The sequence below is a fragment of the Parasphingorhabdus sp. SCSIO 66989 genome (assembly GCF_032852305.1).
GTDB lineage: Bacteria > Pseudomonadota > Alphaproteobacteria > Sphingomonadales > Sphingomonadaceae > Alterisphingorhabdus > Alterisphingorhabdus coralli.
Genome location: NZ_CP136594.1, coordinates 797759 through 809490 on the forward strand (window position 1 = coordinate 797759; position 11732 = coordinate 809490).

Consider the following 11732-nt stretch of genomic DNA (forward strand, 5'->3'; position numbering starts at 1 on the left):
TGTAACACTGGCCGTGACTCGCTTCCCCACACGGCAATAATGGAGACAGATATGAGCAGTATTGCGGTGATTGGTGCCGGGCAAATGGGCGCGGGCATAGCACAGGTAAGTGCCCAGGCAGGCTATCAGGTGCTGCTGTCTGATCGTGAGATCAGCATCGCCGAATGCGCCAAGGCCTATATTGGCAAAATGCTCGCGCGCGCGGTGGAAAAAGGCAAAATGGAAGAGCAGGCGGCGAGCGTTGCGATGGATCGTATCACGCCCGTTGGCAGCTATGAGCCGATGGCCTCTGCCGAGCTGATCATCGAAGCCGCCACAGAGCGCGAAGATGTAAAGCGCGCTATCTTTGATGAAGTTGGGAAGGTCCTCGGCCATAAGGCGGTGCTGGCGAGCAATACCTCCTCTATCCCGATCACCCGCATGGCGCAGGCAACACCCGATGCGGCGCGTTTTGTCGGGGTGCATTTCTTCAATCCGGTACCGGTCATGGGACTGATCGAGGTTATCCGTGGTCTTGCGACCTCGGACGAGACGGTGGAGAAAGTGGAAAGCTATGCCGCCGCCATCGGCAAAAAGGTGGTGCACGCCAATGATGCACCGGGCTTTATCGTCAACCGTATATTGCTGCCGATGCTCAATGAAGCGTGTTTCGCGCTGGGCGAGGGCGTCGCCAGCATCCCCGATATTGATGCCGCCATCACCATGGGCCTTAATCACCCTATGGGCCCATTGACGCTGGCGGACTTTATCGGGCTGGATACCTGTCTGCACATCACCAATGTGCTCTATTCCAGCACCGGCGACCCCAAATATCGCGCCGCGCCGCTGTTGGTGAAATATGTCGAGGCCGGCTGGCTCGGCCGCAAGACCAAGCGCGGCTTTTACGATTATTCCGGCGATGCTCCGGTGCCGACGCGCTAATTTTTTGATGCGGTGAGACGACAATCAGGCTGATATGGCGGATGAAGGATAATCCCACAGACAAGGCGCAAGGCCACGCCATTTCCGATATGCTCGATCAGGCGCTGAGTGCTGGCGGGGATAATGAGAAAATCTCTATTGGCGACCTGCTGGCTGTGTTTTCCAGTCGTGGTTTTGGGCCTTTGCTGCTATTATTTGCGCTGGTGGCTTTGCTGCCGCCTTTGGGGGGAGTGCCCTTGATCCCAACCACAATGGGGGCGCTGATCGGCCTCACCTCCGCGCAGATGCTATTCGGGGCGAAACATCCCTGGGTGCCGAAATGGCTGAAGAATAAGGGGGTGTCGCGCAAGCTGGTCGCGGCGACGCGTGAGCGTGGCGGCTCATGGCTGCGCAAGATTGACGCGCTGATCGGCCAGCGCTGGGACTGGGCGACGGGACCGGCCGGACGCAGGATCGCTGCGGGTATCTGCCTGCTGCTCGCTTTGTTGATGCCTCCGCTGGAATTGCTTCCTTTTGCCGTCGCTGTGCCTGCATCAGCGGTGGCGCTATTCGGTCTGGCGGTAATGGCGCGCGATGGCGTTTTGATGGTTATCGCGACATTGGCCTCAGGCGTGATCTTCTTCTTTCTGATGCCCGGCGCGCTGCGGGTTATTGTCGGCTTTTTCAGCTAGAGCCCGTTTGCGAAGCAGCAATGTCTGGGGTTTCTGTCTGTGTTGTCAGATTGAGGCCGATCGCGCCAATGGCGATCAGGGCGATGCACAGAATCTGCATCCCGCCGAGGTTCTGCTTAAAGGCGACAAAGCCAATCAGCGTGATTGCCAAAATCCCAACCCCGGACCAGATGGCATAGGAAATAGCGACAGGAATCTGGGTTAAGGTGATCGATAGCATCCAGGTGGAAACGCCGTACATCGCCACGGCGATGATCCCGATAAAGACACGGGTGAAACCATCGGACAGTTTGAGCAGGCTGGTGCCAATAATCTCAAACACAATAGCGATACCGAGCAACAGCCAGGGATTGATTTTCATGAGGTGTTTCTCCTTGTGATCTGCGCTGTACAGATTTTTTGCGTGACCTCACCTCAACCCTATTGCATCACTCCATCATGCTCCGCCTGATTGTCAATCGTGCTCTCACCGCTATCCCGACGCTGCTAAGTATTTTGTTGGTGTCGTTCCTGCTGATGCGTTTTGCGCCGGGTGGCCCATTTGATGGTGAGCGGCCGCTGGATGAGGCAACGCGCGCGGCGCTAGAGGCGAGCTATGGCCTCGATCAACCGCTCTGGCAGCAAATGACCGGCTGGTTTGGCCGGGTGTTGCAGGGCGATTTCGGTCCGAGCCTCGTCTATCGCGATTTCACCGTCACCGAGCTGGTGGCACAGGGGTTGCCGGTGTCGCTGATGCTTGGCGGCGCGGCGATCGTATTGGCGCTGGCATTGGGGCTCGCCATGGGGCTGCGCGCGGCGCTTAATCCCGGTGGCTGGGTGGATAATGTACTGATGCTCAGCGCTACTTTGCTGACAGCGCTGCCGACGTTCGTCACCGGGCCGCTGCTGGCTCTGATCTTCGGCGTCTGGCTGGCGCTGTTGCCCGTGGGCGGCAGTGGTGGCCTGACCCATTGGATATTGCCCGTCATTGCGCTGGCCTTACCCGTTGCCGGTGTCATAGCGCGTCTTGTGCGGGCCGCGCTCGCGGATATCTGGCAGCAGGACCATATCCGCACCGCCCGCGCCCGCGGCCTATCGCGCCTGCAGATGCTCACCCGCCATGCCCTACGCCCGGCGCTGATCCCGGTGGTCAGCTATCTTGGCCCCGCCGCTGCGGGCCTGCTCACCGGCGCGGTGGTGATCGAGACGGTGTTCGGCCTGCCCGGGCTGGGCCGATATTTCGTCCAGGGCGCGCTCAACCGTGACTATCCGCTGATAATGGCGGTGGTTCTGATCTATGCGGTGCTGATTATCGTGTTCAATCTGATTGCGGATATTCTGTACGCGGTGCTCGATCCGAGGGCTCGGGGATGAATTCTGTTTCATAAAAGCCACAAAGAGAAAAAGCATAAAAGGGTATATAGATGAGAGATCCTGAAGCACTTGCCGCCGTCGTGATTGATCAGGCGTATCATCTGCATCGCGATATTGGGCCCGGGCTTCTTGAACATGTTTATGAAGCGGTCCTAGCGGACCGCTTGAGGGCACAGAATCTTAAGGTGGAAACACAAAAACCAATCGCCGTCCTTCTGGACGGCAAGAAATATGACAACGCTTTCCGCGCCGATCTGATTGTCAATGATGCGTTATTGGTTGAGATCAAGTCACTTGAGAAATGGTCTCCCGTGCATATCAAGCAATGCCTGACCTATATACGACTGCTGAACATGCCTCTTGGCCTACTTATCAATTTCGGTGCTGCTACTTTCAAGGAAGGCATAAAGCGTATTATGAATGAAAGGGTGAGCCGCTAATGCGCCTCTTTTTTCCTTTTTCCCTTTGTGGCTTTTATGAAACGATGGAACGCGCAAACTGATGCGTATCGCGATCATCCTTGTTGCAATGATCGTCGTGTTCGCCGTTCTCGCGCCGATGCTTTCGCCATGGGACCATGCCAGTATTGACTGGGACCATGTCAGCGCCGTTGCCGGGGTGAACAGCCATATTCTTGGTACAGATGATGTCGGGCGCGATGTGTTGGCGCGGTTGGCGGTGGCGACGCGGATTACGCTCGCGGTAGCACTGACAGCCGCTCTGGTATCGCTGGTCATCGGCGTGGTCTGGGGTGCGCTGGCTGGATGGATTGGCGGGCGCACTGATGAGCTGATGATGCGGATAGTCGATGGCCTGTTTGCTTTACCGTTCATGTTTGTCGTCATCATTCTCATGGTTGTTTTTGGGCGCTCGATCATCCTTGTTTTTGTCGGCATCGGGCTGGTCGAGTGGCTGACCATGGCGCGGATTGTGCGTGGGCAGGTGCTGGCGCTCAAAAACCGACCCTATGTCCTCGCCGCACGTGCCGCCGGTGCTCCGGCGATCACTATATTGGCGCGGCACATATTGCCGAATATTGCCGGTATTGCCTTTGCCTATCTCGTGCTGACCCTGCCACAACTGGTGATGATAGAGAGCTTTCTGTCGTTCCTTGGCCTTGGGGTGCAGGAGCCGCTGGTGTCGCTCGGTATGTTGATCAAGGACGGTGCCGAGGTGATGGATATCCAGCCCATGGCGCTGTTGCTGCCCGGCGGCATCATGGTGACGCTGCTGGTGGCGCTGACCCTGATCGGCGACCGGCTGCGGGACCGGTTTGCATGACGCATCTGGTCTATGACAATTTCGGTGCGGATATTGGCGGTCACCGCTTTGTTGACGGCCTGAGTCTTTCGGTCGCACGCGGTGAATGTGTAGCGCTGATCGGAGAATCCGGCTCCGGCAAGACGCTGAGCGCGCTTACGCCTTTTGGTCTTGGTCCGGCTGAGATGACGGGCACGGTGAATTTGGACGGGCAGTCTTTGGCTGCACTGTCCGATAAGGAGCAGACAAAGCTGCGTGCCGAGCAGGTTGGCTTTGTATTTCAACAACCGCTAACAGCGCTGACCGCGCATCTCACGGTGCGGGCACATCTGGTTGAGTGCTTTTTGCAACGTCCCGGTGCAACGCCGCCCGATGATGCCACCATGCTGGAGCTGCTCGCAGAGGTTGGACTGGACGATGCCGCGCTTCTGGGGCGCTATCCGCATCAGCTTTCGGGTGGCCAGCGCCAGCGGCTGATGATCGCCTGTGCACTGGCGCATCGCCCGTCTTTGCTGGTCGCTGATGAGCCGACCTCTGCGCTGGATGCGCCATTGCGCGCTTCGATATTGTCGCTGCTCACTGCCCGCTGCCGCGAGCGCGATATGGCCTTGTTGCTGGTGACGCATGATCTGGCGATGCTCGAGGACCATGCGGACCGGATTGTGGTGCTGCAACATGGGCAGTGTGTCGAACAGGGCGAAGCAAGTGCTATATTGCATGCGCCAGAGCAGCCCTATGCGCAAAAGCTGATAGCCGCTGTGCCCCGGATCGGGGAGACCCAGCCGCCGCGCCCGGAGACAGGTGCACCGCTGCTGGAGGTGCGCGATCTGGATGTTCGTTTTCCAACACCCGGTCTTTTCAGCAAACCTTTTGACGCGGTCAAAGGTGCTAGCTTCACGCTTGCGCGCGGCGAAGCGCTGGCGCTGGTGGGTGGTTCGGGCTCGGGCAAATCGACCATTGCCCGCGCTGTGGCGGGCTTAGGACCAGTTCCGGGAGGCACGATGATATTGGAGGGCGCTGTGCTTAGTGCGAAGCGCAGCAAGGAACGGCGCCGCATTATCCAGCCAGTGTTTCAGGACCCGCTCGCCAGTCTCGATCCACGCTGGCCGATCAGCCGTACTATCGCCGAGCCGCTAACCCATTTGCGTCCAGATATCGAATATTGGGAGCGTATGGGCAGGGTGAAAAAAGCGATGCAAGCAGTGGAGCTAGACCCGGCACTCGTGGACCGGAAACCGCGTGAGCTGTCCGGCGGTCAGGCGCAGCGCGTCGGTATTGCCCGCGCTTTGGTGAGCGAGCCGGCCCTACTGGTGCTGGACGAAGCGACCTCGGCGCTCGATCCGGTGATTGCCGACCAGATTATGACCTTATTGGCAAAACTGCGCGATGAGCAGCAATTGGCGATGCTGTTTATTACCCATGATATCGCGCTGGCATGGCGGCTTTGCCATCGCATCGCGGTGCTCGATCAGGGGCGCATTGTCGAAAATGCCGCATCTGATGATCTGGTACGCCGCCCTTTGAGCGAGGCGGCGAAAGCGCTGGTTACGGCCAGCGCCTGACACCATTTGCCGCTTGCTATGTTCGATATTTGTTCTATTGTCGATTAATGACTGCTGTTCACTCGCTCGCTGATTCTGTTTCGCATAGTGGTGCTGCCGCTGTAGCGCGGGGAACGACCCGTTTCTTCGCCCGCAATGATATCTGGCTGGTGCCGGAAATTACTTTGCCCAATGGCCGCCGCTGCGATCTGATCGGGCTTGATCCCAAGGGTGCGGTGATCATTATCGAGATTAAAACCGCGCGCACCGATTTGCTGGGCGATAGCAAATGGCCGGAATATCTCGACTATAGCGACCGCTTCTACTGGGCATTGCCGCCTGAGTTCGAACATGCGCTCGTCGAACGCGAGGTCTTCCTTCCCGAACGCACCGGGCTGATCGTGGCCGACAGCTATGATGGCGAACTGGTGCGCGCCGCCGCACGTCATTCACTGGCAGCGGCGCGCAGAAGTGTGTTGGCGCGCGAAGTGGCGCGGATCACAATGCGACGACTGGCGCAAAATGGCGATCCGGAACTGGTCTCGGCCGGCTATGAGGCGGGGCGAGCAGGATAGGTTTGCGGCCCCTTGCCGCGTTACTGCCTGATGGTTGGGCCAAAAACTGCCGGTTTTTCTGCCTGATTAGCTCTGTCTTCGTCCGATTTTTCAATCGCGCTGAGTATTGGGGCTAACCGCACATTGTTGCTGGCATAATCGCGTGCGGACTGTCCTGCCAGACTATCAACCCGATCAGGGTCCGCACCATTTTTGAGCAACAGTCTGACCATTGCCAAATCGCCCAACTGCACGGCGCGGATCAATGGGGTCTCACCGGAACGGTTGGCCTTATCAACCGCCGCATTGCGCTTCAGCAGCGCCTCGGCACCGTCAACGAAACGCAAATTGGTGGCCAGCATAAGCGGGGTCAGTCCCTCTCGCGTTTCAATATTGGGATTGGCGCCTTTTTGCAGCATGAAGCGGGTCCACAACAGGTCGCGGCGCGCAATCGTAATATGGAGCGCGGTCTCACCACTTTTGATATCGCGTGAATTGATAACGGTGTTGCCTGGCCGGTCCAGCAGCTCATTGGCTTCGGTACCATCGCGGTCGCGCACGGCCTTTAGGAAGTTGTAGCTCTCAGAAAACTGCGCCGTTGCAGGTGTTATCAGAGACAGGACCGCGAAAGTGGCGATCAACGCTACAGCAAAATGGCGGAGCGATATTCGGGAAACTACTGAGGATATGGCCATCATGAGAGCTGTAATACCTTTTTCTCTAGTCTAAGCCTCGGATAAGCTGGACAGAGGCAATATAGCGCCAATATAGGACAGGGAAACCCCATGCGCCAGCTATGCGATATGCTATCGCTATTGGCACGGCTTTTATGGCAGTAATCTGAACGGACCCTATTTTATGCGATATCTCCTGCTTTCTGTCCTAGCCGCGACAGTGCTTGGCCTGTCGGCCTGTGGCGAAAATACAGGTGCCCCAGTGAATGCAGAGGCGCCCCTTGCCGGTGCCGATATTGGCGGCAGTTTCACGCTGACCAACCAGGATGGCGAGACAGTATCCGACAGCGATTTTGCCGGGCAGTATCGCATCATGTATTTTGGTTATACCTATTGTCCCGATGTCTGCCCGGTTGATCTGCAGAAAATGGTCAAGGGTTTTGCCGAGTTTGAAAAGGCGCACCCCGAACGTGCGGCGAAAATCCAGCCGATCTTCGTCACTATCGATCCGGCGCGTGATACGCCCGAGGTGTTGAAGAGCTATGTCAATGCTTTCCATCCGCGGCTAATCGGCCTGACCGGCAGCGAAACCGATATTGATGCAGTTCGCGAGAAATTTGCGGTTCATGCCGAGAAGGTCGAGGATGAAAGCGCGACCGAATATCTGGTTGATCATAGTCGGCAGGCCTATCTGCTTGATGCCGCTGGCAAGCCGCTGGCGCTGCTCTCGGTTGACAAGACGCCCGATGGTCAGGCCTCGGTACCGTCTGATATTGCTGCCGAGATTGACCGCTGGGGTCCGGCTGCGAGCTGATGACGGGCGAAGCGCCTTTCTGGGAAAAGCCGCTGCACAGCCTTGATCGTGCCGAATGGGAAGCCTTGTGCGATGGTTGCGGTAAATGCTGTCTGCACAAGGTGGAAGATGCCGATAGCGGCGAGATTTATCCGACCAATGTTGCCTGTCGCCTGCTCGATGTGACGACAGCACGCTGTTCCGATTATCGCCATCGCCGCGCCTTTGTGCCCGATTGCTTGCGGCTGACCAAAGGCAATGTTGATGATATCAACTGGCTGCCGTCGAGCTGTGCCTATAAGTTGCGCGCTGCGGGCCAACCGTTGCCGGAATGGCATTATCTGTTGACCGGCAGCTATCAGGCGATGATTGACGGCGGGCATAGCGTGGCTGGGCGGGTAGTCTCTGAAACTGAGGCAGGGCCGTTGGAGCATCACATATTGGAAGAGCCATTATGAGCCGCGCCGCGCTGACATTGGAGAGGCTATTGTCGCGCTCGGCAAGGGCGCAGGGTGGAGCGGGTAACGGTACCAGCGTCATCCTCGATGGCCTTGAGGTTCCGGTACGGATCAAACGGCATCCGCGCTCGCGCTCGCTGTCTATGCGGATTGATCCGAAAAACCGCGGTGTATCGCTGACCATTGCCCATGGTGTTCCGGTGTCCGAGGCGCTGGCCTTTGTGCATGAGCGCAAGGATTGGGTGACCGAACGGCTGGAGCGGCTCAGCGAGCAGCCAGTGGTGGGCGACGGGGCCGAACTGGCTTTTCGCGGTGAGCCCTATCAGGTGCAATGGCGCGCGGATGAAGGGCGCCAGCCGTGCATCATAGGCGACCAGATCATATTGGGTGGTGACAAGGACTTGATCGGGCGGCGGCTGGAACGCTGGCTACGCAATGAAGCGCTGGAAACGATCAAGGCCGATGCCGCGCTCTATTTTGATCGGGCCGGGATTGCCGACCCTCCGCGCGTCGGCCTTACCAATGCCCGGCGACGCTGGGGCAGTTGTTCGACCAATAGCGGGCTGCGTATCCATTGGCGGCTGATCATGGCACCGGATATGGTGCGGCAATCAGTGGTGGCGCATGAAGTCGCGCATTTGCGTCATATGGACCATAGCGCCGATTTTTATGCCTGGATGGATGCGATCTATCAGGATAATCGCATCGCTGCCGACCGCTGGCTAAAGCGCCATGGGCATGCGCTCAACCAATTGGATTTTGGCGAGGCTTAACCGCCATCCTGACGGACGGCATTGGGCAGCAGCGACTCCGGTTGACCACGATTGGGTGCATTATTGTCATTATCGCCGTCATTGTCTTGCGGCTCTGATGCGCTGGCACTGTCCTCACCATCTGTATCATTGCGCCGCCCGGTCGCGCGATCAATCCAGCGTTCATCCAGCGTCTGCGGCTGCGGGCGCGGTTCGTCCTCGACATATTCCGGCTCATCCAGATCGTAGAAATCGCCTTCGCCCAACGCGATTGGATTGCCATTTTCATCGACAAAATAGGTGTCCGAGGCATCTCCGAAATAGGCTTCTTCATCCGGCTCCAACTGCCAGTCGGGTAGTACCACCTCAGTATCGAATTCCTCCACCGGGCGACGCGCGACAGCCACGCGCATAAAGTCAGCAAAGGCGCGTGCCGGGGCACGGCCGCCTTGCAGCCCGCCAACCGCTTTGGCGTCATCGCGGCCCATCCACACGCCAGTGGTGAGACCACTCGAAAAGCCGAGGAACCAGCCATCCTTGTTGCTGTTGGTGGTGCCGGTCTTGCCCGCGACCGGGCGGCCAATCTGCGCTGCGCGACCGGTGCCGGTGTTGACGGCGGTCTGCAGCAGATCGGTGATCCCTGCGGCAACATATGGCGGGACCAGAACGGTCGGGTCGCTGCGCTTGCGCTGATATAAGACTTCACCATCAATGGTGGTAACTTTGGAGATGCCATAAGGCTCGATAGCAACCCCGCCCTGACTTACGCCGGCAAAGGCGCGGGTCATATCAATCACTCTGACTTCGGATGCGCCGAGCACCATGGAAGGCGTGGTCTTGATCGGCGTGGTGATGCCGAAGCGGCGGGCCATATTGGCGATGGTGCCATAGCCGACATCATCACCAAGCTGCGCTGCAACCGTGTTTTTGGAATAGGCGAAGGCGGTGCGCAGCGTGATGTCCCCGGCATAGCGTCCGCCGCTGTTGCGCGGGGTCCATCCGGCGATGGTCACCGGCTCATCGGTAACAATATCGCTATTGGTATAGCCCGCTTCCAGCGCCGCCATATAGACAAACAGCTTCCAGGCTGATCCCGGCTGGCGCATCGCCGTAGTGGCGCGGTTATAGTTTGAGGTGACATAGTCGGTGCCACCAACCATCGCACGCACCGCGCCGTCACGGTCTATCGAGACCAGTGCGCCCTGTGCTCCTCCCGGAGCGTGCGCTTTAATTGCATTGGTGCCCGCGCGCTGCATGGTAAGGTCAAGCGTGGTCCATACCTCAATCGGCGCATTGCCTTCATCAATCAGCATATCCAGCTGAGGCAGCGCCCAATCGGTGAAATAGCGCGCACTGTTCTGCCCACCTTCAGGGGCCAATGTGACTTCCGCCGGACGGGTTTCGGCGGCCTGTGCCGCGGTGATGGCCCCGGCGTCCTGCATCACCTCCAGCACCACCGAGGCGCGGTCAACCGCCGCCTGCGCATCAGCGGTGGGGGAATAGCGCGACGGGGCTTTCACAAGTCCTGCAATAATCGCCGCTTCGGCGAGCGAGATTTCATTGGCGCTGTGGTTAAAGAATTTGCGGCTGGCGGAATCAATGCCATAGGCACCGCCACCAAAATAGACCTTGTTGAGATAAAGCTCGAGGATCTGGTCTTTGGAGAATTTCGATTCCAGCGCCATCGCCAAGATCGCCTCGCGACCCTTGCGCGCGAGGGTATAGCTGTTGGAGAGGAAGATATTGCGCGCCAGCTGTTGAGTGATGGTCGAGGCACCCTGCATCCGTTTGCCGGTGCCGTAATTCTGGATCGCGACATAGCCGGCGCGGGTGAGACCCACCGGATCAATACCGAAATGGCTTTCAAAGCGCCGATCCTCAACCGCAATCATCGCATCTTTCATCACCTGCGGGATTTCATCATGCTCCAGCCAGTCGCCAAAGCTGGGGCCGATAGAGACGATCTCGGTGCCATCGGCGGCGAGGACACGGATCATCTGGCCATTGGGTGAGGCTTTGAGCTCTTCAAAGCTGGGCAGGTTGGAGGCGGCAGTCCACACCGCAACGCCAATCGCCACCGTGCCGACAAACATGGTGACCAGACCGACACGGAACAACCGCCAGAACCACCGGCTAAATGCTCCCTGTTTCTTGCTGTCTTTGCGCTTCTTCCTGCGCTTTTTGGCTTCTGCCATAAATTCGATCCCCTGACGGCCCGTCAGGCCACCCCCAAGCTAAGCCCATATCGGGTGTATGCGGGCTGAATAGATGGTTCAGCCAGCGCCTTAGCAATGGCATTCTAGCCGCTTCGCGACTCGGAGGGAATCCCCCAAAGATGTAAAGTCAGTCGCTGCTGTCTTTGGCGCGTGGCGCAAAGTCGAGCGCGGCAGAGTTCATGCAATAGCGCAGACCTTCCGGGCCTGGACCATCGGGGAAGACATGGCCAAGATGGCTGCCGCAATTGGCGCATTTCACCTCGGTTCGGATCATGCCATGGCTGTAATCGTTTTCTTCGTCGACCGCCTCGCCGCTTTCTGGCCGGGTGAAGCTGGGCCAACCCGAGCCGCTGTCATATTTGTCCTGCGAGTCAAACAAAGGCGCGCCACAGGCTCCGCAATGGAATATGCCGTCTTCCTTGAAGACGTTATACTTGCCGGTAAAGGCGCGTTCGGTCCCGGCCTGGCGCAGCACATGATATTGCTCAGGGGTCAGCTGCTCGCGCCATTCGGCATCGCTTTTCTCGATTTTGCTCATG

At 58.3% G+C, this 11732-nt stretch carries 14 protein-coding genes; 10 read left to right on the forward strand and 4 right to left on the reverse strand.

All coding sequences use genetic code 11. The features are described from left to right. Positions 1-51: 51 nt before the first annotated feature. Together RB602_RS03650 and RB602_RS03655 are read left to right on the forward strand one after the other, a co-directional pair. On the forward strand, positions 52-921 hold the full coding sequence (locus RB602_RS03650) for a 3-hydroxyacyl-CoA dehydrogenase NAD-binding domain-containing protein (RefSeq protein WP_317083043.1): 870 nt from the start codon (positions 52-54) through the stop codon (positions 919-921). 41 nt (positions 922-962) lie between these two features. Further along, entirely contained in the window at positions 963-1592 is a 630-nt protein-coding gene (locus RB602_RS03655) for an exopolysaccharide biosynthesis protein (RefSeq protein ID WP_317083045.1), read from the forward strand. Here the strand turns inward: RB602_RS03655 and RB602_RS03660 are convergent. After that, positions 1585-1953, reverse strand: a complete 369-nt coding sequence (locus RB602_RS03660; RefSeq protein WP_317083047.1) for a DMT family transporter — start codon at positions 1951-1953, stop codon at positions 1585-1587. The genes RB602_RS03655 and RB602_RS03660 overlap by 8 nt on opposite strands. 77 nt (positions 1954-2030) lie before the next feature. On the opposite strand from RB602_RS03660, the gene RB602_RS03665 reads away from it, so the two are divergent. From RB602_RS03665 to RB602_RS03685, 5 genes are all read left to right on the forward strand, one after another. Further along, on the forward strand, positions 2031-2945 hold the full coding sequence (locus RB602_RS03665; protein ID WP_317083049.1) for an ABC transporter permease: 915 nt from the start codon (positions 2031-2033) through the stop codon (positions 2943-2945). 50 nt (positions 2946-2995) lie between these two features. Further along, on the forward strand, positions 2996-3385 hold the full coding sequence (locus RB602_RS03670) for a GxxExxY protein (protein WP_317083051.1): 390 nt from the start codon (positions 2996-2998) through the stop codon (positions 3383-3385). A gap of 61 nt (positions 3386-3446) precedes the next feature. Then, entirely contained in the window at positions 3447-4226 is a 780-nt protein-coding gene (locus tag RB602_RS03675; RefSeq protein WP_317083053.1) for an ABC transporter permease, read from the forward strand. Beyond that, positions 4223-5767, forward strand: coding sequence for a nickel ABC transporter ATP-binding protein NikE (nikE, locus tag RB602_RS03680; protein WP_317083054.1), 1545 nt, complete (start codon positions 4223-4225; stop codon positions 5765-5767). Before RB602_RS03675 ends, nikE begins: the two co-directional genes overlap by 4 nt. Positions 5768-5814: 47 nt before the next feature. Further along, positions 5815-6321, forward strand: a complete 507-nt coding sequence (locus tag RB602_RS03685) for an MmcB family DNA repair protein (RefSeq protein ID WP_317083056.1) — start codon at positions 5815-5817, stop codon at positions 6319-6321. Positions 6322-6341: 20 nt separating this feature from the next. On the opposite strand, the gene RB602_RS03690 is transcribed toward RB602_RS03685, so the two are convergent. Then, positions 6342-6998 (reverse strand): ankyrin repeat domain-containing protein, encoded by a 657-nt coding sequence (locus tag RB602_RS03690; RefSeq protein WP_317083058.1) that lies wholly within the window; start codon positions 6996-6998, stop codon positions 6342-6344. A gap of 238 nt (positions 6999-7236) precedes the next feature. Between RB602_RS03690 and RB602_RS03695 the strand changes: the two genes are divergently transcribed. From RB602_RS03695 to RB602_RS03705, 3 genes are read left to right on the forward strand one after another with little or no spacing between them, the layout of a single operon-like run. Then, a complete protein-coding gene (locus tag RB602_RS03695) occupies positions 7237-7788 on the forward strand; it encodes an SCO family protein (RefSeq protein WP_317083060.1) in 552 nt (183 codons plus the stop codon). After that, positions 7788-8225 carry a YcgN family cysteine cluster protein gene (locus RB602_RS03700; protein WP_317083062.1) on the forward strand — a complete coding sequence of 146 codons (438 nt, stop codon included), beginning with the start codon at positions 7788-7790 and terminating at the stop codon, positions 8223-8225. The genes RB602_RS03695 and RB602_RS03700 overlap by 1 nt, the downstream gene beginning before the upstream one ends. After that, positions 8222-8998, forward strand: a complete 777-nt coding sequence (locus RB602_RS03705) for a M48 family metallopeptidase (RefSeq protein ID WP_317083064.1) — start codon at positions 8222-8224, stop codon at positions 8996-8998. Before RB602_RS03700 ends, RB602_RS03705 begins: the two co-directional genes overlap by 4 nt. Here RB602_RS03705 and RB602_RS03710 read toward each other — a convergent pair. Together RB602_RS03710 and msrB are read right to left on the reverse strand one after the other, a co-directional pair. After that, on the reverse strand, positions 8995-11172 hold the full coding sequence (locus RB602_RS03710; RefSeq protein ID WP_406568390.1) for a transglycosylase domain-containing protein: 2178 nt from the start codon (positions 11170-11172) through the stop codon (positions 8995-8997). The two genes, RB602_RS03705 and RB602_RS03710, sit on opposite strands and share 4 nt — an antisense overlap. A gap of 148 nt (positions 11173-11320) precedes the next feature. After that, on the reverse strand, positions 11321-11731 hold the full coding sequence (gene msrB, locus RB602_RS03715) for a peptide-methionine (R)-S-oxide reductase MsrB (RefSeq protein WP_317083065.1): 411 nt from the start codon (positions 11729-11731) through the stop codon (positions 11321-11323). Between the last annotated feature and the right edge of the window lies 1 nt (position 11732).